26 protein-coding genes are annotated in these 23,267 nt (G+C 56.3%); 11 read left to right on the forward strand and 15 right to left on the reverse strand.

Going from position 1 to position 23,267, the window contains the following annotated elements:
- Positions 1-42: 42 nt before the first annotated feature.
- Positions 43-1,005, forward strand: a complete 963-nt coding sequence (locus MSNKSG1_RS10305; RefSeq protein ID WP_008939204.1) for a DUF6635 family protein — start codon at positions 43-45, stop codon at positions 1,003-1,005.
- 75 nt (positions 1,006-1,080) lie between these two features.
- On the forward strand, positions 1,081-1,749 hold the full coding sequence (locus tag MSNKSG1_RS10310; RefSeq protein WP_008939205.1) for a glutathione S-transferase: 669 nt from the start codon (positions 1,081-1,083) through the stop codon (positions 1,747-1,749).
- Between the two features lie 36 nt (positions 1,750-1,785).
- Here MSNKSG1_RS10310 and MSNKSG1_RS10315 read toward each other — a convergent pair whose 3' ends face one another.
- From MSNKSG1_RS10315 to MSNKSG1_RS10345, 7 genes are all read right to left on the reverse strand, one after another.
- Complete coding sequence (locus tag MSNKSG1_RS10315) at positions 1,786-2,454, reverse strand: DUF799 domain-containing protein (RefSeq protein WP_008939206.1); 669 nt, start codon at positions 2,452-2,454, stop codon at positions 1,786-1,788.
- Positions 2,451-2,798: a DUF4810 domain-containing protein gene (locus tag MSNKSG1_RS10320; RefSeq protein ID WP_008939207.1), complete on the reverse strand. Its 348-nt coding sequence runs from the start codon at positions 2,796-2,798 to the stop codon at positions 2,451-2,453. Before MSNKSG1_RS10320 ends, MSNKSG1_RS10315 begins: the two co-directional genes overlap by 4 nt.
- Positions 2,791-3,111, reverse strand: coding sequence for a hypothetical protein (locus MSNKSG1_RS10325; RefSeq protein WP_008939208.1), 321 nt, complete (start codon positions 3,109-3,111; stop codon positions 2,791-2,793). The genes MSNKSG1_RS10320 and MSNKSG1_RS10325 overlap by 8 nt, the downstream gene beginning before the upstream one ends.
- Positions 3,111-4,076: a CsgG/HfaB family protein gene (locus tag MSNKSG1_RS10330; protein ID WP_008939209.1), complete on the reverse strand. Its 966-nt coding sequence runs from the start codon at positions 4,074-4,076 to the stop codon at positions 3,111-3,113. Before MSNKSG1_RS10330 ends, MSNKSG1_RS10325 begins: the two co-directional genes overlap by 1 nt.
- A 241-nt stretch (positions 4,077-4,317) precedes the next feature.
- Entirely contained in the window at positions 4,318-4,809 is a 492-nt protein-coding gene (locus tag MSNKSG1_RS10335) for a fasciclin domain-containing protein (protein ID WP_008939210.1), read from the reverse strand.
- A 228-nt stretch (positions 4,810-5,037) separates the two neighbouring features.
- Positions 5,038-6,444, reverse strand: a complete 1,407-nt coding sequence (locus MSNKSG1_RS10340) for a cytochrome P450 (RefSeq protein ID WP_008939211.1) — start codon at positions 6,442-6,444, stop codon at positions 5,038-5,040.
- An 84-nt stretch (positions 6,445-6,528) separates the two neighbouring features.
- Complete coding sequence (locus tag MSNKSG1_RS10345; protein WP_008939212.1) at positions 6,529-6,849, reverse strand: 2Fe-2S iron-sulfur cluster-binding protein; 321 nt, start codon at positions 6,847-6,849, stop codon at positions 6,529-6,531.
- A 155-nt stretch (positions 6,850-7,004) separates the two neighbouring features.
- On the opposite strand from MSNKSG1_RS10345, the gene MSNKSG1_RS10350 reads away from it, so the two are divergent.
- A complete protein-coding gene (locus MSNKSG1_RS10350; RefSeq protein ID WP_008939213.1) occupies positions 7,005-8,087 on the forward strand; it encodes an AraC family transcriptional regulator in 1,083 nt (360 codons plus the stop codon).
- A 214-nt stretch (positions 8,088-8,301) separates the two neighbouring features.
- Complete coding sequence (locus MSNKSG1_RS10355) at positions 8,302-8,508, forward strand: cold-shock protein (RefSeq protein WP_008939214.1); 207 nt, start codon at positions 8,302-8,304, stop codon at positions 8,506-8,508.
- 64 nt (positions 8,509-8,572) lie between these two features.
- Here MSNKSG1_RS10355 and MSNKSG1_RS10360 read toward each other — a convergent pair whose 3' ends face one another.
- From MSNKSG1_RS10360 to MSNKSG1_RS10375, 4 genes are all read right to left on the reverse strand, one after another.
- Positions 8,573-10,606 carry an alkyl/aryl-sulfatase gene (locus tag MSNKSG1_RS10360; RefSeq protein ID WP_040886754.1) on the reverse strand — a complete coding sequence of 678 codons (2,034 nt, stop codon included), beginning with the start codon at positions 10,604-10,606 and terminating at the stop codon, positions 8,573-8,575.
- A 40-nt stretch (positions 10,607-10,646) separates the two neighbouring features.
- Positions 10,647-11,366 (reverse strand): J domain-containing protein, encoded by a 720-nt coding sequence (locus MSNKSG1_RS10365; protein ID WP_040886755.1) that lies wholly within the window; start codon positions 11,364-11,366, stop codon positions 10,647-10,649.
- 46 nt (positions 11,367-11,412) lie between these two features.
- A complete protein-coding gene (locus MSNKSG1_RS10370) occupies positions 11,413-12,108 on the reverse strand; it encodes a hypothetical protein (RefSeq protein WP_008939217.1) in 696 nt (231 codons plus the stop codon).
- A 79-nt stretch (positions 12,109-12,187) separates the two neighbouring features.
- Positions 12,188-12,643 carry a GatB/YqeY domain-containing protein gene (locus tag MSNKSG1_RS10375; protein WP_008939218.1) on the reverse strand — a complete coding sequence of 152 codons (456 nt, stop codon included), beginning with the start codon at positions 12,641-12,643 and terminating at the stop codon, positions 12,188-12,190.
- A 190-nt stretch (positions 12,644-12,833) separates the two neighbouring features.
- On the opposite strand from MSNKSG1_RS10375, the gene MSNKSG1_RS10380 reads away from it, so the two are divergent.
- A complete protein-coding gene (locus MSNKSG1_RS10380; protein ID WP_008939219.1) occupies positions 12,834-14,510 on the forward strand; it encodes a methyl-accepting chemotaxis protein in 1,677 nt (558 codons plus the stop codon).
- Here the strand turns inward: MSNKSG1_RS10380 and MSNKSG1_RS10385 are convergent.
- The gene (locus MSNKSG1_RS10385) at positions 14,466-16,208 is read right to left on the reverse strand and encodes an N-acyl-D-amino-acid deacylase family protein (protein ID WP_008939220.1); all 1,743 of its coding nucleotides are present in this window, start codon (positions 16,206-16,208) and stop codon (positions 14,466-14,468) included. The genes MSNKSG1_RS10380 and MSNKSG1_RS10385 overlap by 45 nt on opposite strands.
- 101 nt (positions 16,209-16,309) lie before the next feature.
- Here MSNKSG1_RS10385 and MSNKSG1_RS10390 point away from each other — a divergent pair, with 101 nt between their 5' ends.
- The 3 genes from MSNKSG1_RS10390 (at position 16,310) to MSNKSG1_RS10400 (ending at position 18,415) form a co-directional block, all read left to right on the forward strand.
- A complete protein-coding gene (locus tag MSNKSG1_RS10390; protein ID WP_008939221.1) occupies positions 16,310-17,203 on the forward strand; it encodes a patatin-like phospholipase family protein in 894 nt (297 codons plus the stop codon).
- A gap of 153 nt (positions 17,204-17,356) precedes the next feature.
- Entirely contained in the window at positions 17,357-17,854 is a 498-nt protein-coding gene (locus tag MSNKSG1_RS10395; RefSeq protein ID WP_008939222.1) for a DUF2780 domain-containing protein, read from the forward strand.
- A gap of 6 nt (positions 17,855-17,860) precedes the next feature.
- Positions 17,861-18,415 (forward strand): DUF2845 domain-containing protein, encoded by a 555-nt coding sequence (locus tag MSNKSG1_RS10400; RefSeq protein WP_008939223.1) that lies wholly within the window; start codon positions 17,861-17,863, stop codon positions 18,413-18,415.
- A gap of 72 nt (positions 18,416-18,487) precedes the next feature.
- On the opposite strand, the gene MSNKSG1_RS10405 is transcribed toward MSNKSG1_RS10400, so the two are convergent.
- A complete protein-coding gene (locus MSNKSG1_RS10405; protein ID WP_008939224.1) occupies positions 18,488-18,874 on the reverse strand; it encodes a hypothetical protein in 387 nt (128 codons plus the stop codon).
- Positions 18,864-20,321, reverse strand: coding sequence for a type VI secretion system PAAR protein (locus MSNKSG1_RS10410; protein ID WP_040886757.1), 1,458 nt, complete (start codon positions 20,319-20,321; stop codon positions 18,864-18,866). The genes MSNKSG1_RS10405 and MSNKSG1_RS10410 overlap by 11 nt, the downstream gene beginning before the upstream one ends.
- Positions 20,322-20,529: 208 nt before the next feature.
- Between MSNKSG1_RS10410 and MSNKSG1_RS10415 the strand changes: the two genes are divergently transcribed.
- From MSNKSG1_RS10415 to MSNKSG1_RS10425, 3 genes are all read left to right on the forward strand, one after another.
- Positions 20,530-20,715 (forward strand): hypothetical protein, encoded by a 186-nt coding sequence (locus tag MSNKSG1_RS10415; RefSeq protein WP_008939227.1) that lies wholly within the window; start codon positions 20,530-20,532, stop codon positions 20,713-20,715.
- A 47-nt stretch (positions 20,716-20,762) separates the two neighbouring features.
- Positions 20,763-21,215 (forward strand): MgtC/SapB family protein, encoded by a 453-nt coding sequence (locus MSNKSG1_RS10420; RefSeq protein ID WP_008939228.1) that lies wholly within the window; start codon positions 20,763-20,765, stop codon positions 21,213-21,215.
- A gap of 109 nt (positions 21,216-21,324) precedes the next feature.
- On the forward strand, positions 21,325-22,272 hold the full coding sequence (locus tag MSNKSG1_RS10425; protein WP_152638749.1) for a GGDEF domain-containing protein: 948 nt from the start codon (positions 21,325-21,327) through the stop codon (positions 22,270-22,272).
- Positions 22,273-22,300: 28 nt separating this feature from the next.
- Here MSNKSG1_RS10425 and MSNKSG1_RS10430 read toward each other — a convergent pair whose 3' ends face one another.
- Complete coding sequence (locus MSNKSG1_RS10430; RefSeq protein WP_008939230.1) at positions 22,301-23,086, reverse strand: LPS glycosyltransferase; 786 nt, start codon at positions 23,084-23,086, stop codon at positions 22,301-22,303.
- Positions 23,087-23,267 lie beyond the last annotated feature (181 nt).

Consider the following 23,267-nt stretch of genomic DNA (forward strand, 5'->3'; position numbering starts at 1 on the left):
AAATACCCCGGACACTCACCTGCTGCTGACGTATCTGCCTCTATGCCCCCCATCACAAGCGACGAGCAGAAGGTTTCCCAAGCCGAGATCGAGCAGGCCATCCGCTCCGGCATCGAGCGCTATTTTCAGGACTGTCGTGACCGCATACCGGCGTTCATTGACCGCCACTTCCATTACCCCGGCGCCATTGCCACCAATCGGGTCGCCCTGGGATGGGACATGCTGCGCGCACCGCTCAATCTGCTCTGGGCACCGGTGTACGCCCTGGCCTGCGTGATCAGGATCCTGACACGCCACCGAACCGGCCTGACGTGGCTTCATACTCTGGCGGATCACGTACCGGCCGGCTTTACCACCCGGGTACAGCAGCACATCTCGGACCTGATCCAGGTGGATCTGTTGAACGATGGGCGGGAAGGCCAACTGCTGGAGAGCTACCTGCTGGAAGCCCTGGAGGAGTTATACGCGCACCACAGTCGTGAACCCATCGATCACCCACAATTCACCCGGCTGATTGAACCGCTGATCGCCGATGCCCTCGGTCAATATCGCGTTACCCGAACGGCCTCGGCCGATATCACCAACAGCCTTTCATGCACTGTACTGGGGGCGTTTGCTTTCCAAAAGTTTACCCCCGGCGGCATTGGTCTCGGCGTCGTGTTGGCCTCCATGCTGGCGAAAACCATGGCTGTCCGGGACTTCGTTCTCGGCGAAACCATCGGCGAGTGGTACTACACCTGGTTTCCGCCGGAGCCATCGCTGGCAACAACGGCCACCGTGATGGTCGCGGTCATGGCCGCACTGGCAGCATTTGCCGCTTTGTCCGGTGTTATTTCCGATCCGGTCCAGGCGGCAATCGGCCTGCATCGCCGGCGTCTGCACAAGTTGCTGGATCATCTGGAACGAGATGTTACTGTCAGCACCCAGAGCACGTTCCGACCAAAAGATCAGTTTGTCGCGCGAATTCTGGATACGTTTGACATGATAAGAGCCGGTTTGCTGTAAATAAGTGAACCAAAAAGCGATTTCCGGCCTACCCTTTCAAGCCCACCCATTTTCTGATGCAAACGGAGTTTGTGCATGATTACGGTTCATCACCTGAACAATTCCCGCTCACAACGTGTCCTGTGGATGCTCGAAGAGCTGGAGGTACCCTACGAGATCAAACGTTACCAGCGTGATCCCGAAACCATGCAGGCACCGGCAAGCCTCAAACAGGTGCATCCTTTGGGCAAGTCACCCGTAATCACCGACCGCGACCTGGTCGTGGCCGAGTCTGGCGCGATTATCGAATACCTTGCCCACACCTATGGAAAAGACACCCTGTTACCGAAGGCCGGCAGCCAGGCGTGGCTGGATTACACCTACTGGTTACACTACGCCGAGGGTTCCCTGATGCCGCCACTGGTGATGCGACTGGTGTTTGAGAAGATTAAAACCAGTCCGATGCCGTTTTTCGTCAAGCCGGTGGCGAAAGGCATTTCTGACAAAACCAACCAGATGTTTATCGGCCCGATGATCAAGACGCATCTGGATTTTGTCGAATCCCACCTGGCGAAAAACACCTGGTTTGTCGGAGATACACTGAGTGCAGCGGACATTCAGATGAGCTTTCCGCTGGAAGCCTCCGTGGCACGAGGCATCGTCAGAAACAGCCGGCCTCACATCACCGCCTGGGTGGAGCGGGTTCATGCAAGACCGGCTTACCGGAAGGCCCTTGAAAAGGGCGGGGAGTATGACTACGCCTGATCTGGCTGACGTCGCAACAGAGGCCCTGCCCCGCGATTACTGTGAGGCGTTGATCCGCTTGTAATACTGCTCGTACGTCGGGCTATAGGGCCCGGGCGGCACCCCATTTACCCCGTAGAACGCGGCCGCATTTGCCTGCCTCGTCAGAGGGAGGTAATTCGGTGCTGCCCTTTCGGCCGCGGCCGTGACCGCCATGGAGATAAGATCCACCAAGGGATTCCCCGAGCTGTTGTTATCCGGGGTGTAGGTCAGTCTTTCACGGTCATTCCAGAGCTCGGCACCATCGGCGTTGACAATCCGGTACTCGAAATCCACTTCGGTCGTGGTCGACAGCAACATGTACCTGGATGTCCACTCGTGAATGGTCACATACAGTATTGCATCGGCCTTGAACAGGTTGGCCAGCTGTTCCGGCGGTGCAGCATGGATCTCGGCCGGTTCGTAATAGCCCTCGTACTCCAGCAGCGTTTTCACGGTATTGACCGGGAAAACGTAATAGCCCTTCTCCCCCAGGTAGTACGGCAGCGTAGCCAATAAGGATGTCGTTCCCTGTACATCAGTCGACATATTGACCGGCGGCACCACCAGAATGGATCTCGGTGCGGCGTTGTGGAAAGCATCAAGACGATTGCTCTGGCCGGTAGTGGCACACCCTGTGGCCAATGCCACCAGGAGAAACACGAGACACAGCTTCAACATTTTCATTGCCGCGCCTCCAGGTTCTTGATCAGGGTACTGAGCATAGGTCGGCTTTCGGGCCATGCATCGTATTCCATGCGGTAAAACCTGATCGCGGAGTCCACATCACCCTGTTCGAGCATAAAGGTACCCGCTTCTGCATAAAGCCCCGGGGCAATGGGATGCTGCGGGGTGCCTCCGGTTTCGACAAAGTCCACATAGTTTTTCAGGGCTTCCTCTTTCAGGGCGGGCTCCTGGTAAACCACGAACAGCGTTTCCTGATACTGACCCCAGTCATACAGCCCCTGATGACTGGCGCACCCTGTCATCAAAACACACATCGACAGGGTGAAAAGGAATTGCTTAGTCATGCGGCCCAACCTTCAGAACCCGGTTAACGCCGGCACCGAGATAAATCTCCTGTTGAAACACTACCTTGCCGTCGGAAAGCAGCTCCACCTGATGCGTGCCATCAATGATTTTCAGCAGGTTTTCGCCAGCCTGGTATTGGCCAACATACCCATAGGAGACGCCATCAATCCGGAGCTCGTAATACTCCGATGCCACCGACGGCAGTTCGAATGCGATTCCCGGACGGTCATCCACAACCTGGGTGTTGCGGGTGGGTGACTGGACACAGGCGGTCAGGGTCAGACAGATCAGTAACGCAAGCAGCATCCTCATTACTTCTTCTCCTTCACACGCAGTTCGCCCAGATCATACCCTTCAATAGAACCCTGGGAGATCTCCCCGATGGCGCCCTGATTCATGGGGTCATCGCCAAACAGCCCGACAATGGTCAATTCCGCGACTTTCTTGCCCGGCAGAGAGATAACGGTACCGGTCGTCCTGGATTTCACGTCCTTGCCCCGGGTTTCCACAGCGAAGACCATGCCTTTGCGAACACCCTGGCTCTCGCCACCGCTGATGTAGACGAGTCCGTCTTCGCGGGCGAGAAGATCCGCCGTCCAGGGCTTTTCCAGGAACAGCCCAGTCATCTTGTCGACAGCCGCCGTGACCGCTGCGGCAATGGCCTGATCATTCAGACTGCCGTCGTACCCGGCCGCAGAGCCAAACCCCATCGTACGAGCCTGTTCGGTCGACGAGGAACCGGTCCCGGTCACCGAGGCAAACACCCGACCGGTCTTTACGTCCACCAATCGAAGATCCACCGTTGCCGTGGCTTCCTGCTTTTTGGACGACGACAAGAATCCACGCTCACCGGTCGTGGCGCGACCAAACTGAGTCAGGGAGCCAATCACGAGGGTATCCACCCCGGTGATGGAAATTTCCTGGCCGGACAGTTCCGCTTCCTTGCTCAATAGTTCGATATCCGGCCTCTCAAACACCAGATAGCTTTCGCTGTTGGCCAGCGCCTGCAGGAACATGTCCGTCACCTTGGAGCCCAGCTGATCTTCCGCATTGGAGCGCAGCAGGCTGCGACCATAATTCGTTTCATTGGAAATCCGGCCCACCGCGATTTTTCGCTTGAGGCTCAAACGCTCGGGCTTGTTGGCCTCTAATGCGGCCTGCTGGGCAGCCCGCTGCTGTTCAGGAGAGACGGCCGGTTCGACCTCTTTCATCTGAGGCGTTTGTGTCGCACAGCCTGTGAGCAGCCCTAACATCAGCCAGGGAAGGACTTTTTTCATCGATGAGGCTCCATAACCTGCCAGGAATAATGGTTAAACAAACAACAGATAACTGTGATGAGACGGCCAAAAGGGGGTGCGTACCAAGACGCGGAAGGTGGTTCCTCTGTGAACCGGATGTCATCCCTTACATGTTGTCAGATTGGACATTTTACAGCATAGATGTGCGTCATAAATACAGCAGCCATAAAAAAACGGCCGCGAACGGCCGTTTTCCATTTCCAGTGCGTTTCCTGTGACGTTACGGCATCAACACCGTATCGATCACGTGCACGACACCGTTGGACTGCATCATGTCTGCCGCGATCACCATCGCCTTGTTGCCATTGGCGTCCCCGATCATCAGCGAATCGCCTTCCATACTGAGCGTCAGCTCACCTCCCTGGACGGTTTTCGCGTTGTGGGTCCCTCCGTTATCCTGAACCATCTGAACGGCTGCCGATGATGTCGCCTTGGCAGGCACCACGTGATAGGTCAGTATCGACTGCAGCTGTGCCTTGTTCTCGGGCTTCAACAGCATCTCAACGGTACCCGCCGGCAGTTTTTCAAAGGCGGCATTGGTGGGCGCAAAGACCGTGAACGGCCCAGGCCCGGAAAGGGTTTCAGCCAAACCGCCAGCCTTGATCGCCGCGACCAGCGTGCTGAGGTTATCAGCCTGGGCCGCACTCTCGACGATCGTCTTGCTCTCTTTCTCTCCCATTGCATGGTGTTCGGCGAAAACCGGGGTGGCCACAACTGCTCCGCCCAGCAACAACGTAGACGCCAAACAAGACCTGACTATCCCTGCTTTTTTCATGTCATTTTCCTCTCGTGTATCCCCATCGGATTCCCACAGATATACGAACACACGAGCGCAGCAGAACCTGCCATCCGGACTAATTTGATTAACTTTTGCACATATTCATATTCTTCAATACCAAGTCCTTGAAATTCCGGGATTGGTGATGCGCCCAGTGATTTTTCAGGCCTTCCCCGTCAGCTTCACATGCATGCTGGTGTAGCCGCGCACAAAGTTGGATTGCACGTATTCCGGCTCACCGACCACTTCAATGTCATCGAAGCGTGTCAGCAGCTCTTCCCACAGGATACGCAGCTGCATTTCCGCCAGCCGGTTGCCCATGCACCGGTGCACGCCAAAACCGAAGGACAGATGTTTGCGGGCGTTTGCCCGGTCGATCCGGAACTGGTCCGGGTTATCAATAGCCCGCTCATCACGATTGCCGGAGGCATACCACATCACCACCTTGTCGCCCTTTTTGATGGTCTGGCCGTTCAGCTCCACATCCTGTTTGGCGACCCTGCGCATGTAGGCGAGAGGCGTTTGCCAGCGGATGATTTCCGAGACCATGTTGGGAATCAGGTCCGGATTCCGTTTCAGGCGGCGAAACTCCTCCGGGAACTGATTCAGCGCCAGCACCCCGCCGGTCATGGAGTTGCGAGTGGTGTCATTGCCACCCACGATCAACAACACCATGTTTCCGATGAACTCCATGGGACGGTTGATCATATCCCGGGTGTTCTCGTTGGCCAGCAACAGGCTGATCAGGTCAAAGCCCATCTCCTCACCCGCTGCCTTGCGAGCTTGCTTGTCACGCCACAGCAAAGACATCTGCCTGGCCATATCGGCGGCCGCTCTGAAGCCCTCGTCGTGATCCGCCTTACCACCGGTTGATTCGGGTGCACTAGCTGCGAGGTCCGACCAATAAGCCAGCTTATGGCGTTGCTCGAAGGGGAAGTCAAACAGAGTCGCCAGCATGCGTGACGTCAGCTCAATGGATACCCGTTGGACCCAGTCAAACGGTTCCCCGACAGGCAGATGATCCAGTACGTCGGCGGTGCGTCTGCGAATCAGGCTTTCCATTTGCGCGAGGTTTTTCGGCGCCACAACCGTCTGGACTGCCTGGCGCTGAACATCATGTTTGGGCGGATCCATGGCAATGAAGGTTTCGATTTCCAGCCCTTCCGGTTGCGGCCCGATGGAAATGATCGGCTCTGCGGAAAAAAGATCATGGTGCTTATCGACAAACAGGATGTCTTCGTACCGGGTAATGGACCAGAACGGGCCAAACGGACTGTTTGCCTGGTAGTGCACCGGGCACTCGTCCCGCAGTCGTTTGAAATAGGAATGCCAGAGCCCCTGCCGGTACAGAAACGGATTACTGACATCAATATCTTTCAGGGCAAGTGTCGACACATCCGGCAGCGGGACGTCTTTGAAGACCGGCACTGGCCGGCTCCTGCCGACCCGCTTTTTAACCGCCTGGAACGCATGAACGCCTTTGATCTGCCAGTGCAGGGGAATAACGGCCGCGGCCTTGTCGAGAACCGGCTGAATAGCGGGTTCAAATCGGGATCTGAGCGTGTTCATACAACACCTCCGGGGTTCAGAATCAGTTCGTAAGAACCCGCCGCCACCGGTGCAGCGAACGGGCGTCGGGAAACGGCGTTTGATCTACATCTGAAATTCCGGGAAGTGCACCACCATCCCATCCATGGAGTCCGAAACAGTGATCTGGCAGGACAAGCGGGAGGTATCGGTTTTCTCCGGTGTCATCGACAACATGCCTTCTTCATTGGCGAAGATCTCGCCCGTGGCCTGAATCCAGTTTTTGTCCACAATCACGTGGCAGGTTCCACAGGCACACGCACCCCCGCAGTCGGCGTCGATCCCCGGTACACCGTTTTCGACGGCCGTCTCCATCAGGGATTTGCCCGCTTCGATCTCAACCACATGTTCCGTGCCGTTGTGCTCAACAAACGTAATCTGGCCCATACACACTGCTCCGTTGTTTTTCTTCGGGAAGGACATTCAGGCCAGATTACGGTCAGGGCCTGCCAGAGAGCAGGTCATTAATTGACAGGAGGGAGTCATTTCAAGACACTTCAGGACGGATAAACGGAACCGCCGACTGGAATGGTCGCGCGCCCATGACTGGAGATCTGTCCAAGACCATGCACGCCATAGACCTGAACCAGGCCTGTATCCCCTCCAACTACAGCCGCTTGATTGCACGGGAGCTTGGCCTTCAGGAAAGGGATGTGGCTGATTTGCTGAAGCTGACCCAGCTTTCAGTGGACCAGTTTCTTCAGGACGACTCGCTGCTCACGCCCCGGCAACAGCTTCAGATCCTCCAAAACAGCATACAGCTGGCAAAGGATGAAACCCTTGGGCTGCGCCTGGGGCAACGCATGACGTCCCCCACCCATGGCGCCATGGGGTTTCTGGTGAACAGCAGCCCCGATTTGCTCACGGCCCTCAAAGCATTTCAGGCATTCCTGCCAACCCGAATGAATCTCGCCCGGCTTTCACTGGATACCCGGCAGGACTGGCTGGAGGTGACCTGCACCTTTGGCATGGAGCTTCAGGAAGAATTGCTGCGGGTGTTGAGTGAAATATTTACGATTATCTTGTTTGACTGTGCCGAATTTATTGTTGGCCGCCCCCTGAAGGAGGCGGTCATCTGTTTCGCCCATCAGGAGCCCCATTACAGTGACCTTTATTCAAGCCACATACCGGGCGCCATGGAATTCGGCCACCGGACCATCTCGCTGAGAATTCCACTGGAGGTGTGCAAAGTCCCCAATGCCTCCGCCAACCATGAAAACTACATGATGGCGTTGCAACAGTGCGAGACCATGCTCGCGCAGCTGCAGTCCAGCAAAAGCACCTGCAAATACCAGATCCAGAGAATGATGCTCTCCCACCCTCCGGGGGTACTGAGTGAAGAAGAAGCGGCGGCGGCGTTGTTTATCAGCAAGCGCACTCTGGCAAGGCGGCTGAAACAGGAAGGCACCGGATTCCGGCAAATCCGGGACGACATCCTGTCACAACAGGCCCTGGGCTATTTACGTGACAGCCAGTTATCCATTGAAGCGATGGCCGAATTACTCAATTACCACGACAGCGCCAATTTCCGGCGAGCCTTCAAAAGGTGGTTCAAGGTAACGCCCGAAGATTATCGACGCCAACTGTACGTACCTGCCGCATGTGGAAGGGGCCCGGATAAATAATTGAAAACTTTGCTATGCAGCGCCCGTTAATTAGCGTACTGTCATTCTCGTTGGAAAGATTTAGCAAAGCATTTCACGAATAAGACCTTTTGTGTTGTCACACCTCTTGTCCTGTTTTTGATCCTGCACGTTTTTTGTTTCCCGCATATCGCTGATCAAAGATCACAACGATCTTTCGACGGCACATTGATGATTAATTTCAGGATAGCTATTTATGTCTACAGTTACTGGCAACGTTAAGTTCTTCAACGAAGCAAAAGGTTTTGGTTTTATTACTCGTGAAAGCGGCCCGGACGTCTTTGTCCATTACAGCTCTATTCAGGGTGGCGGTTTCAAGACTCTGGCCGAAGGCCAGGAAGTCGAGTTCAGCGTGACCCAGGGCCAGAAAGGCCCGCAGGCAGAGAACGTTGTTGCCCTGTAAATAACAGGTAACACGTGATTAAAAAAGGCAGCCTCAGGCTGCCTTTTTTGTTGTTCAGCGCCCGTCATGGGGTCACGATGTTGAACCGGCCCTCGGGTTTATCCAGCATGCTGAAAAAACCAATCAGGTCGAGTCGGCTTCCCTCGAAATGAATGTCGTCGCTGAACAACAGCTCCTTTAACCCTGCCTTGCCTATCAAAAGATCCACGAACATCGGGCGCGTCAGCATCAGCGTGGCGTCCGCCGGCGTATCCGGTCGGCTCTTTCGGTTGTGCAATACCGAATTCTCCAGGGTCAGCAGATAGCTCTGCTCGAGATCCGTGAAGGTAAATTTGATGGTCAGGTGCTTACCTTCCGCGTCATCCGCATTCAGGCGCACCGCCATGCTGTCAAAGAACCGGGACACCGGGGTATTCAGCAGCACCTCCCGCATCATGGCCGGCTTGAGCCCCTCCTCCGGGGAGCCATGGCGCAGTTCGTAAGCACCGGTCAGATAGAAATTTCGCCACGGCGCCGATTCCGACTGGTAACCAAGCTGGTCGTACACGTTCGCCAGCAGCCGTTTCGCATCTTCATTGTCCGGCTCGGCGAAGATCACCTGGTTGAGCAATTCCGCCAGCCAGCGATAGGTCGTCCGGCCCTCGTTGCCCCCCATGTCCGCAGCCGCGTCGAAATCCTGTCGGGCTCTTTCCAGAACCTTCCCGGCGCCACCCATCATTTCGACATACCGCTTCGCAGAGTCCGTTTCAGGTAACGGGTTGAGCTGCGCGGGGTTTCCGGTAAACCAGCCCATGTAATACTGGTAGACGGCCCTGGCATTGTGAGCAACCGTGCCGTAGTAACCCTGATTGTGAAACTCCTCGTTCAGCGTTGGGGGCAACTGCAGCTTTTCGGCAATCTCTCGCGGTGTGGCGCCCCGGTTCATCATGCGTACCGTCTGGTCATGGATGAAGGCGTAGGTGTCTCGCTGCTTGACCAGGAAATCCTGGATATTCTCGCGCCCCCACACGGGCCAGTGATGGCTGCCGAAGTAAACGTCGGCCTGCGCAAAACGCGTTCGTGCGTCTTCGATGTAAGCGCTCCAGACCCGGGCATCGCGCACCTTGGCACCGCGCAGCGTATAGAGGTTGTGCAGGTTGTGGCTGACCAGCTCCGCACCGCAGAAGGCCCTCTTCTCCGGCAGATAGAACGTAAACTCCGCGGGCGCCTCGGAACCGGAGACCATCTGGAAGCGCATCGTCACTCCGTCGACAACCAGCTCGGTTCCCGTCTCGCTGACCAGATCGGTTGGTTCTGCGATACCAAAGGTCCCGAAGGCCGGTCCTTTTCCCAGGCCCGTGCCGACGTAGCCGCGCTCATCGCGATCCAGGCGCTTGCCGTACATGAACATCGCCCGCCGGCTCATGGCCGGCCCCGCAATGATGTTTTCGCTGGTGGCTTCTTCCTCGAAACCCGCTGGCGCAATCACCCGCAGGTTGGCCCTTTCTTCCTCGGAAAGATGCTGAAGAATGCCCTGCACGCCGCCAAAATGGTCAATATGACTGTGGGTAAACAGGATCGCCCGAACCGGTTGTTCTCCCAGCTGTTCCCTGGCGAACAGGAAGGCCTTGCTGGCCGTTTCACGGGCGGTCAGCGGATCCACCAGAATCCAGCCACTGTCGCTTTCGATAATGGACATATTGGCCAGGTCGTAACCCCGTATCTGGTAGAGCCCGTCGGTCACTTTGAACAGGCCGTGGATTCTGTTTAACGCGGCCTGACGCCAGAGGCTGGGGTTCACCGAGTCCGGCGACTGCTCACCGTCACGGTCGATAAAGGCGTAGTCGGTCGTGTTCCAGATCTCACGTCCGTCGCGACGATCAATCACCAGGTCCGGATCCTGGGCAATCAGCCCCCGGCGGGCATTCTCGAAGTCGTCACGATTGTCGAACGGCCGCTCTGACAGCACCTGCCGATTGGCCTTTCCCGTACTCGCAGACGGCGCGCTGTGTCCGGCACTGTTGCTTCCGGATAATGAGTCAGGGCCAGCATCACACCCGGCGAGGACGATCGCCGTGACGAACATCGGGGCGAGAAGCCCCCTGGAGGTTGCAGACATAGGGAGGAAACCTTTTTTGTTATAGGTTGGAAGCGCCCTTTCAGCCCAGCAGGCGCTCTTTGGCTTCATTGATCCGGGCCGCCAGATAGTTACTCCCGCCATGATCCGGGTGCACTTTCTGCATCATCCGGCGGTGGGCCTGGATGATTTCATCCCGGCTGGCGCCGGCCTTCAGCCCGAGGATATCCAGGGCTTCGTTTTCAGTCAGTGTACCGCTGGCATTTTCACGGTCGTGAGACTCCCCGCTCGCATTGCCAGCCTCGTCGTCAGCGCGCCAGGAGTCGCCGAAACGGCGGTCAAGATAGCTTTCCAGCAGCCGTGCGGAGTCGTCGTCATGCGTCCGGCAATATCGCAACAGGTCCAGAAACTCGCTCTCGCTCAGGTCCGCCAGCGCACGACCGGCCATCGGGCCTTTCAGGATCCTGCCCTCCATGGTCCCGGAGTCATGATCCAGGCTCATCTCCAGAATGTCGCTGGAAACGTGGGACTGGTTTCCAGACTTGGCTTTCGCCCCGCCTCCAAGCCCGGTCACGTGCTTCCGTAACAGCGATGGCAACACCCGGCGCAGCAGCGGGAAAAGCAACGCCACTAACGCAACCAGAACGTTCAGCCGGCCGGTAATGGCCAGCAAGCCCACCATTCCAATACCGGCAATCAACGCCAGCTTCATAATGGCCGGCTTGCGCTGACTCGCCGGCTGACTGCGCAGCCAGAGCCAGGCGACAACCGACGCTGCGATGACCAATAACGCTAGTGGCACTCAGACACCCCGGGGCATTCGTCCCCATAAAGAAACATAACAAGAACTACCTGATCTGCCGGGTCAGGCGCCGGACTTCCGGGGAGCTGCCGCGGGAAAAGTCCTGCAACGCTTTGGGTCCCCCGGAAGCATAGACCGCAACGGCAGCCATAAGATCCTTGAGTACCTGCGGGCTGTTGCGATCAAAGGGAGCGTATGCCCCGCCGGACAGTTTGCTCACCTGCTGGAAAACCGCCCGGGCATGGGCATCGGCCCCCTCATGAAACATGAACACCGGGGTTCGCAACATGCCCAGCTCACCAGCGATGTGACACAGTTCGTCCACCGGCTCCTCGCAACAATCCCCGATAAACACCACCGCCTTCACCGGCTTTGCGCGGGTTTCCTTCATCGCGTGGGCCAGTACCCGGCTGATCTGTGTACGGCCACCCAGGCAGGAGACGCCGTTCATCAGGTCCAGCAGCTGGCCGGTCTCGTTCACGAAACCGGTGGCCTTGAATTCACCAAAGCCCCGGTAGTAACACAGCTGAATAGCCAGGCCACCCAGATCCCTGGTCGCCATGAACAACTCACTCTGCAAGTGACACGCCTGATCCCAGGTCGCCTCGCGGCTGGCCGTGGCGTCCAGCGCGAATATCAGCCGGCCCTGCCCGCCACCCTGCGGGGGAAGTTTGCGAACCTCGTTGATAAACCGATCGATGGACTGCTTGTCGGATCTGGTACGTAGCGCTTTATCGGACATAGGCTTCTGGACACCACCCGGGCTGAGCAAAACCTGCTTAAAAGCTTAGGGTAACGCCCTTGTAAAGGCGAGTCCTCTGTCAGCCGGCCAGTGCCGCCTTTACCTTCTTGCTCAGGTGCCCCATGTCGACCCGGCCCAGTACCTGGGGCTTCAGCTCGTTCATCACGCGCCCCATGTCCGGCATGCCCTTGGCGTCGGTGGCGCTGATGGTCATGCGAATCAGGCTGTCCAGGTCGTCCTCGGTCAGGGCGGCGGGCATGAATTCCTCGAGAACCACCATTTCCGCCCGTTCCTGGTCGCCCAGTTCTTCCCGCCCCGCATCGTCGTATTGGGCGGCGGCGTCGCGACGTTGCTTGAGCATCTTGTCCAGCACCTTCAGCACGTCCTCGTCGCTCAGCTCCCGGCGCTCATCGATCTCGATCTGCTTGATTGCGGACTGGGCCATCCGCAGGGTGGTCAGGCGGAGTTTGTCCTTACTCCGCATCGCGTCTTTGACTGCGCTGCCCAATTGTTCCTTAAGTGATGATTCCGCCATTGTCGACCTCCGGTTCTGTTGGTTGTTTCATCATGTATGGGGACAGACTCTGAATAATACAAAGAGGTTCCGCCTTTCCTCTGAAACATCTCATGGTTACAAGCGGACAGCCCCGGGCCGTCACGAAAGTGCCACATAAAAGTCATATTGTAATCCCCGTTAAATCCGGTTCCAGCCTGGGAGTTTTCGCGTGTCCATCCGCCTGAAAGTCATACTTCTCTCCACCCTGTCCTTATTGCTGGCGCTGCTGATCAGCGGCCTCGCCCTGTTCGGATCAGACCGCGTCATGGAGCAATCCCTCCGCTTCAACGAGGCGACCCGGGTCACACAGAATCTGGCGCAGGCCCTGGCCCGCGCAACCACCACGATCAAGGCCGATCCGATCCTGCCTGAAACAGCCTCGTTGCTGGAGAAGGTCAATAACGATCTTCAGGAACGATTCGCCTCCGCCCGCGCCGCACTTGCCGACAACCGCACCCCGGAAGTGGCGGATGCCATCGATTCCACTGCCACAGCATGGGACGACTACTATCAGCAAAGCGTGGAGCTGAACAAAATGGCGGAGACCGATCCAGCATCTGCACTGGGCATGGTCGACAGCGTCTATCAGTCCCGCTTCGTGCCATTGCAGAGCTCTTTCAAGAACACCATCAGTCTGGCGTCCACCTACAGCGACACGCTGGCCGCTGGCATCGCGCAAAACCTGCGAGCTCAGCGTACTGAAATCCTGCTGGTCCTCGGTGGGTCCGCCATCTTGCTGGTCATCCTGGTAACCATCGTTCTGGTGCGGATGAAACGGTCGGTGGCCGAATTCCAGGGGCATTCCGCCCAGCTGATCGAGGGCGACCTGACCAGCCGCTTTCAGGATAGTGGCAAGGATGAGATCAGCGAGATAGGACGTGCCGTCAATCACTTTCTCGAGCTGTTCGTGGGCACGCTGAAATCCGTTCGCACCTCCGCCGACCAGAGTGATTCCGTGGTTATGAACCTGCGACAGGTCACCGGAGAAGCCGACCGGAACATCGCCGCCCAGGCCGACGAAACCCGGCAAATGCGGGAAGCCGTGGAACAACTGAGCCTCAGTTTCCGTGAAGTTGCGGAAAAATCGGCCCAGGCCAGCGATACCGCCGCCGAAGGTGAACAGATCGTCGCCCGGGGCAATGCCATGGGCGAAACCAATCGCGACGCCCTTGAGTCCATCGACAGTACCGTTGCCGCGACGAGCACCATGGTCGAGGAGCTGTCGGCGGCCATCAACGAAGTCGCCTCGGTCACCCGGGCCATTCACGACATTTCGGAACAGACCACCCTGCTGGCGTTGAATGCCGCCATTGAGGCCGCCCGGGCGGGCAGCCACGGACGCGGATTCGCTGTCGTTGCCGACGAAGTCAAACAGCTCTCTGATCGCACCCGATCCCTGACGTCAGACATCGCAGGCATTGTTGATACCGTCCAGAACAGCACCGGCAAAGTCCATGACAGCCTGGGTGAAGCCCGACAGGCCATCGCAACCGGCGTCGAATCCGGGCATTCGATGAGCACACTGCTCGGGGAAATGAACCACTCCATTCAGGATGTTGCCGCCATGCTCCGGGAAGTTGCCGCATCCACGGAAGAACAGTCCACGGTGGCGACGGATATCAACCATCGGATTGAGCGGGTCGCAAGCGGGGGTGAACAGATGCAGTCCCAGATGGCGTCCGTGCTGACGGTGATAGCCCGCCTCGAGCAGGCGAATACCGATCTCAATCATCACCTGAGCGCATTCCGGACAGACGCTCCCGATCAACGCACTGACCCCGGACGCGCCCGTTTCGAAGCGTCACCCGGCCGGCAGAAACGCCCCGAACCCGGTTTCGCGACCTAACGCCGGCGACAACTGTTCATCGTCCACCGCCACCTTGCCGTTGATCAGCACGGTTTTGACGATGCCCGGATTGCGGTTGACCAGTCGTTTCAGGTCGAAGTTTTCCATGTCGGCCCAGGAGACCGCCTCCAGGTTCTGATCAAAGCCGGCCGGGTCGAGAACCACGACATCGGCCCGGTCTCCCTCACGAATCTTACCGGCGGCCACACCAAACCAGTCGGCCTGGTCACCGGTCAGCCGGTAAACCGCTTGCTCCATGGTCATCACCGGATCGCCTTCGTCGATGGATTCCTGGACCAGCTTGAGCATGCGCAGGGGCAGATTGTAGAACGCCATATTACGGATATGGGCGCCGGCATCACTGAACGTAATCAGCGCCCGGGGATCTTTCACCATCCGCTTGAGCACCGGTTTGCGGTGATTGCCGACCGTGGTGTACCAGCGGATTTTCTTGCCAAACTCCACCACCAGGTCCAGGAACAGGTCCACCACGTGGACACCACGGGCCCGGGCCACTTCTTCAAAGTTCTTGCCGATCAGCGACGCATCCGGGCAATCGATGATCATCGCGTCGCCGAAGTCCCGCTGCCATACCCTCGGGCTCAGCTTTTCCCCATAGAATCGCCGGAATTCCCGGCGGTATTTTTCATCCTTGAGCAGTTCATTGCGTTCCACGGCATCCTTCAGATCGAGCGCCATCTCGCCCGCTCCGAACTCTTCGAAGAACACCACGTCGATGCCATCGGCATACACGGTGAACGGCGTCGGCAGCACCTGCCAGCGAAAATCGCCGCGCAGGGCATTGGTGATCCGGGACGTCATTTTGGTGAGGTTGGTCAGGTAGGCACTGCCCTTCAGGTCCATCTGGCTGATCAGGGTGGTCTTCAGAGGCCGGCGCAGCCAGCCCAGGCATTCACGCACGTATTGCAGAATCTGGAGCGGCGTGGCGGCGTTCGGCGCGCCCTGATGTGCGCGGCCGTATTGGCGCACCAGTTTGTTCAGACGGGCAATCTCCTTCCAGTGGGCGTAGGTGCTGGGCAGGCTCTTGGACCACTCACGGTCACCATCCACCTTGTCCCATTTCAGGCACATGGTGGACAACCCGAGGAACCCCTCGTCCAGCGCCTCCTTGAGCAGAGCCTCCATGGCCTGCATTTCTTCCTCACTCGGCTGGACGTCCCGACTGGTGGCCCGGCTCAGCCCCATCACGCCCACCCGGAGATCGCTGTGACCGAGGAAACTGATGACGTTGGGGCCCAGTGGCACCTGCTTGACATAATCGGCCCACTGTTTGGGCGTCGACCAGGTTTTGTGGGTTTTCAGGATCGGCAATACCCGTTCCCGGGGCACCGTCTCCACCCGGGTGAAGATGTCCGACGCATCCTCGTAGTCGCTGCATATCATGCTCAGGGAACAACTGCCCACCAGCACTGTCGTCACCCCATGGCGAACCGACTCCGACAGACTCGGGCTCACCAGCAGTTCCGCGTCGTAATGGGTGTGGGTGTCGAGAAAACCTGGCGTGACCCATCGGCCGCTAGCATCAATCACGCGATCGGCCTCGGCATGAGAGATCGGCTCGGCGGTTACCTGGGCAATGCGGCCATCCTTGATGGCCAGGTTGCGAATGGACGACGGCGCCCCGGTGCCATCAAAATAGCGCCCACCCTCGATGATAACGTCGTACTGAGCCATCATTTTTTCCTTTCCGTTTTGTTTTTGTTTGAATACCGATCAGATTACGATGAATGACAGGAAATGAATACCCGATGCTCACGGACACCGACAGGCACTGACGCATGAAACTCAATCCCTTCAATACCCGTATCGGTCTGGCCCTGGGCGGCGGTGCGGCCAGGGGCATTGCTCATATCGGCGTGTTGAAGGCATTCGAGGAAGAAGGCATCCGCATTCATTGCATTTCGGGTACCAGTGCGGGGGCGCTCATTGCCAGCTATTACGCCTTCGGCCGCCCGGCAGAATCCATACTGTCCATCTGCTCCACACTGAACCTGTCCCGGATTATCAACTTCACCCTGGAGCGCGGAGGCCTTTTCAGCACTCACGTGATTCGGGAGATGATTCAGCGGGATCTGGGGGACTGTCGGATTGAGGACGCGGAGATTCCACTCGCCATTTGTGCAACGGATATCGAAACCGGAGAACAGCTGATTTTCCGCGAAGGCAGTCTGGCAGACGCCGTTTGTGCGTCCATGGCGGTGCCCGGCCTGTTCGTGCCGGTTGAGATCGATGGCCGGACCCTGGTCGATGGGGGGCTGGTCGAAAACGTCCCGATTTCACCCCTGGAGAAGATGGGCGCAGGCATTACCATTGCCGTGGACCTGAGCCATGTCGCCCGGTACCCGAAACCGGAAAACACGCTCGACGTGATCAGCAACGCGATCAACATCAGTATCGATTTCAATACCCGCAAGCAGCTGAAGAACGCGGACATCGTGGTGCCGCTGGATCTGAGTCGTTACAGCCTCACCAACAACGCTGACCGTGTGAACGACCTTTACCTCGAAGGTTACCATCCGATGAAAAAGAAGATACATCGCGTGCTCTGGTACAAGCGAATGAATGTCCTGATCAGCCTGTTAAAAACCACCGCGACCCTGTTGCCGTTCAAGGTGCCGGAAATCATCAAAAGTCTCAAAAATCAGGCTCTTACCCTTCGAAACCGAAGTTGACGTTGCCCCACCCCCAGCACGAATCCTACAGCCTGGCCGGCTCCGTGGATTGGCGCCATCACATCGCCTGTCTCGGATAACAACACTTTTTTATTCCGATACCGCCCCAAATAATCGATTACGATCATCAACGCACGCCTGAGGGACCTCGGAATGAACGCCATTCTCAAGCAATTCCTGCTGATTTCCAGCATATATCTGCTTTCACCGACCGTTGACGCCTTTACTCTGAACGACACGATTTCGAAAGAAACCGGGGCAACGTTCCCCACAACCGAAGTCAGTGGCGACGCCCAGCTTTTGGTCGGCCAGCTTCAGGATCAGCTCGACGTGACCAAAACACAGGCTGCGGGCGGCACCAGTGCCCTGCTGCAGCTGGCAAAACATCAGCTCGGCGCCGACAGCATGAGTGCCCTGACCAGCAAAATTCCGGGCCTGACTGGCCTGTTGGGAGGCGACGGAAGCCAGGGCAAAAGCCTGATTCCCGGCATCTCGTCGATGGATGGCGTTCAATCCGCCTTCTCCGCGCTGGGCATGGACAGCGGGATGATCCAGCAGTTCGCGCCGATTCTCCTGAGCTTCCTGAGCAGCCAGGGGGTAGGTTCGTCACTGGTCGGGCAGATGCAAAGCCTCTGGATGCCGAGCAGTTGATCACCAATGCCCAGACAACTGCTGGCCCTGATTGTCCTCGCTGTCGTCGCTCCAGGCAGCGAAGGCGCATTTCGCTGCGGCACCGCCCTGATCAGTGAAGATGCATGGCCCGTGGAAGTGGAGGAACGCTGCGGATCCCCGGATTACATAGCCGAATACCCCAGCGCCACGGTACCCGGCCTCGGTATCGTCCAGACGGAGGCCCACTGGTACTACAATCCCGGCCCACAGCGTTTCATCCGGCGGCTGGTGTTCCGCAACGGCAAACTGGCCCGGATTGACACACTCGGATACGGATTCACGGTCTCCGACGCACCCAGCTGCACCCCGAGCATCCTCCGGCATGCTACCAATGAGTACGAACTGATCGCTCGCTGCGGCGAGCCCATTTCAAAGCGTATGCATTGGCAAACATCCTCGCTCCGAAAACGCGCGGAAACCTGGCAAACACTTCGGCCGGTACTGATTCAGGAGTGGTTGTATGACTTTTCCAACAACCAGTTCAGGCAGGTGGTTACGCTGAAAAACGGGCAGGTTGTGGATATTGAATCCCGGAAATGAGACGCGGAAATATGTGACATCGTCAGTATGTAATTACAATATACATAATTAGCCGCAGGCCCCTAAAGCCACTTATAAAAACAGACTTACAATCAGAAGGACGGCAAAACAACCGTACATCATCAAAGGCGGCAATATCGCCCATAGAGTTAACGTCACAGGTAACCGAGCAGATGTGTCACCAATTTGCGCGGCTGAGCGTTTCAACCGGTTGGATGGTACGGATCGAAGCACAAGAAACGTAAACACATAACTGCTTCTCATCAATCGTCCCAGGGGATCATCACCCCAGAACTTGCTATGCTGAAGCGCAGTGGAATCAGGACGCGAGATCTTCTTCTCGATCAGCGCCACTCTTGAAAATCCGAAGGTGATCATTGCTATCAGGGAGAGTAAACCCAAGCCAATCGCCCCCGCTCCGACAAATGCTGCGCTGATTTGGACAGTGTCATTCGTCATTCGTTACCTCAAATATTACTTCACCGACATCTTCGCCAGTGTCGCCACCAACAGATCCACCTGCGGTACCACCAACACCTGCCATTATTATCCCGCAGGCAATTCCTCCCAAACCTCCTGAGCCAATACCAATCACACCACACAAGAAAGGCCCAGCGAACGCTCCAACACTTCCACCTACCGCGGCCCCCGACAACCGCCCTCCTTCAGTAAATTTTACACGCCTACATTCGCTGTTTCGCCCGCTCATGCATGCAGCACGGATTTTGACTCCGGAAGCAGCGACGTCTAAACCAATCGAAAGATATCCAAAGCCTTTCGCGTATCTGGCACCCGAAGCAAGCTTGTCATAATGCGTAGAATAGCCCGGAATTGCCCCAATCCCTGCAGCCTTCCAGTTATGCACAATACTCTTCGAAGATAGCCCCAGTGCACGCTTCAGCTTCGCATCATCATCCAATGACATCCCCTTACGCGCGATGGTGCCGAGAGCAAAGTCCAGCTTTTTAAACAACGCACTCCGCCTCTCAAAAAAATCCGGATGATTCAGATGTCCATAACTGCGATAACTCTCCTGGTGAAGCCTCTCGACCTCTTTCAAAATCGTTTTGATGCTCTCAATCTGTTTGCCAATAACCACTGAGCCAGCCCCCATGCCGGCTGAGCTCGTTGACGTGATGGCTTCCAGTAGATCGTAATATTTGACGATAAACTGAGCTTCTTCCTGATCCATCGCCTGAACTTTGGCATTCACCCTTGCGGCAACTTCCATAAGATCGGCTTCTTTCCTTGTGCATTCCCTGCCCTCAGGGTCACCCAACACAACCATCTCGCCGGGCATAACCTGGTCACCAAGTCCTGGATTCAAACGGTCAAAGTTCCCGGGTTTGGCTGACGCATCGCCGTAGAACAAAGTCAGAAGATCGGCTTTGTTCATCGGCCTTCGGACTACATGAAACCCTGGCTCCACCGATGCCTTTTTTGTGTCTCCCGCTGAGTCGGAAGCTGTTGCAAAAGACGTGGATAAGCCACCTGAATTTTCATTGTTTTGGCCTCGAGCGAGATTCTCTGGCTTCGGAAATTGTGTAATTCCAGGGCTAAGGGAACCCGACCTATCGAGCTCTGGGGTGATATTTGGTGGCCGCTCAGACCGATGCGATTCGCCAACAACAACACTGCCACTCCCCATCGTTATCCCACCGCACGAAATAGCCCCACCGGTTATCGCCGCCGGCTTGCCATTGATCATGACAGTACGGGATCCATCAGCGATTGTGCGGGGGTGCGGAGAATGCTTTGGTTTGGAATGGGGAGCCAGCGGATCGCCCACACGGGCGGCAGGCCTGCCGTCAATCAGGACATCGGGGGAGCCGGCAATGACCGGCGTGGGAGGAAAACCTTCGTGATCGGAGCCGAGGTCTCCGACCAGAACCATCGCTTTGCTCATATCGCATCCTTTGCGTTCGTTGCCATCCATGAAACGACATCACCGTTTTGAGGGCGATCCGCGCCCGGGTGATGCAATCGCACGATGTTACCCTGAAGAACCCGCGCAACCAACCTTTGCTCCAAATACGGCACTTCTCCGATAAACATTGACGGATCGCCCTACAGAGTTCTGAATATAGGACATATCACTTTAAGGAGGAAAAGGCATGAAGTGGATCGTTGTAATCATCATTGGCGCGGTCGTGGCCTTCTGGCTGTACAAGGGCCGTCGCAAGAACGCCATTGAAGACCCGGATGTGAAGACCTATGAGGACAAGGACTTCTACCTCACTTCCGATGACAACGCCTCCGAGGACGACTCTTCAAGGGATAACACCAATCCCAGGCACTGAGGAAGTCTCCCGGCCTGATCCTACCCACCTTCCGCAAAAGGTGATGCATGTTCGAAAGCGAAATCCCTGCCATGGACATGATGATCCGCCTGCTGATGGCGGCAGGGCTGGCCCTGGTGCTGGGGCTTGAGCGGGAGCTTCGTGGCAAACCCGCGGGGCTGCGCTCACATATGCTGGTCTCTGTGGGCGCAGCCACATTTACCCTGATCGGCCTGCACATTCTGATGGCAACCGCCCAGGGTGATCCCTCGGCCCGCATCGATCCATCGCGTATAGTCCAGGGCATTGTTGGCGGCATCGGTTTCCTGGGCGCCGGTTGCATTATTCAAAGCAGAGGCAATGTTCAGGGCATCACGACGGGTGCTTCCATCTGGATTGCCGGCGCAATTGGAGTGGCCTGCGGTGTCGGGACCCTGGCTCTGGCAAGCATGGTTACTGTCCTGGCACTCATTATTGTGGTGATTCTTGGGCGGTTTGAGCGGGAAGTGATTGAGGACTGAGACCTCAAATAAGGCCAATTCAGCCTACTTTTCTGAGTTTAGTGGTATTTGAGGCCCCAACAGGTATATTAGGTGAATAAATGTTCAATATTTGATTTCCCCTAATGCCGTGACCGTCCCCGCCCAGAAGTCAGCCAATAAGCTCATCACAACGTCCAGCGATCTGTTGCCGTTCATTGAGTCCCTGCCCGATGCGATCGTTATCGTTAATCAGGAACACAGAATCGTACTGGTCAATACGGTTGCTGCAGGCATGTTCGGCCACACTGCCGATGCCCTGAACGGCTCAGACCTGACGCTCCTCATCCCTGTCTCGAACAGGAGTTCCCACAGTCAAAGTGTCGAGGGGTATTTTCGGGCACCTCACTCCCGGCCGATGGGGGTTGAAAAACGATTCTCCGGCCTGCGGGCAGACGGCACAGAGGTCCCGGTGGATATCATGATCAACACCATTGTGCTGGACGGGGCCAAAGCCGCCATGGCCGTTGTCAGGGATGTCAGTTATCAGAGAGCGCTGGAGGAGAGACTGACGCGGGAATCTCTGACCGACGGTATGACGGGCTTTTTCAACCGGAGATATTTCGTGGCCCAGTTAGAGGCGCATCATTCCGACGCCATGCGTTCGGGCCTTCCCACGTCCGTCATCATGTTCGATTTTGATCATTTTAAAACCATCAATGATCAGTACGGCCATGCCGGTGGTGACATCGTACTGATCGATACCGCAACCATGATTCAAAGGGAGCTTCGCGCACTGGATGTCGCATGCCGTATTGGCGGCGAAGAGTTTGCGATCATTCTCCCCAACACCCGGCTGGAAAACGCTGTCAGCTTCGCCGAACGCATCCGTCAGCGCATTGAAAGCATGGAATTCCGGTTGGGAGACGTTACGTTTCACGCCACCATCACCGTGGGCGTAGCGTCCTTCACCTCAACCGACACATCGTATGACTCGCTCATGAAACGAGCCGACAAACTGCTCTACGCCGGCAAGGCGGCCGGACGCAATTGTGTGATTTCCCAGGATACTCTGGCGCACCAGCCGGTGGAGGTCTGATACCTATCCCCGGGCATCTATTAATGACCTAGCCCTGACCGCCTTCTGCCCCGGCGAGATTGTCCTCCAGAGCGAAGTAAATCTGTTCAATAATTTTATCTCTGTTTTTATAATAACCTGTAACATGGACAATATTTTTCTGTTTCACGATGTCCAAATGCTCTTCCGGCAGATTCAATAATTCACGATTACTATTATCCGAATAATCAAATACCGGCATAAAATTCCAATCACTGGAAACCTTATGGACCTTTATCCCATTCACGTCGACCATATATGCAAAATATGCTTGATCAGGATACATACTCTTAAACAGCGTCAAATTACCTGACAGAGCTTCAGGTGAAAATATATCCCTTTGCCCTTTACTGACCACAAGCACACCGGTGTTATAGTACCCGTTTATAGAAACACCCTTTCTTTTAAAAATGAAATTTTTATCATAAGAGGGGGCTTTAAAATCTACGCAGTCTGATTCAGGAAATGCGCCAATTTCTTCTTCCGGGACCATATCAAAAATATTAGGCGCTCCGTCAGACACCAGACAGGAGTCGTCCAGCAGCAAAACCCGATCAAAACTTTCGAGTGCCTTGTTGATACCAAGCATTTTCTGAAGATAACACTCAATATTTTTTCTCTTGAACTTCATTAGCTTACATTTGAACGCCAACCAAAACGGTATAGCAATTTCTCGCTCGACTATAAATTCGGCGCCAATTCGATCTGCGTAAGCCTTGATGTTACTCAGAGTGAGAGCACTGAATGGCCTTTCTCCAATGCTAATAACCAATACGGCAACCCTGGCCTTTCCCATATTTATAAACCCGTTTTAGCAAAGTCTTGAGTTCTCGAATCCACACTGCCCCGGATTCAATCTCACTCATACAGCCTCTGACGCTTGCCAGGACAACAGTGAATGAAGCAGGAGACGCCGCTGAAAATACCCTGTTCGTCGACATGCAGCAAACTCAAACGCTTGCCTTCAGTCGTCATTA

This window comes from Marinobacter santoriniensis NKSG1 (assembly GCF_000347775.1).
GTDB lineage: Bacteria > Pseudomonadota > Gammaproteobacteria > Pseudomonadales > Oleiphilaceae > Marinobacter > Marinobacter santoriniensis.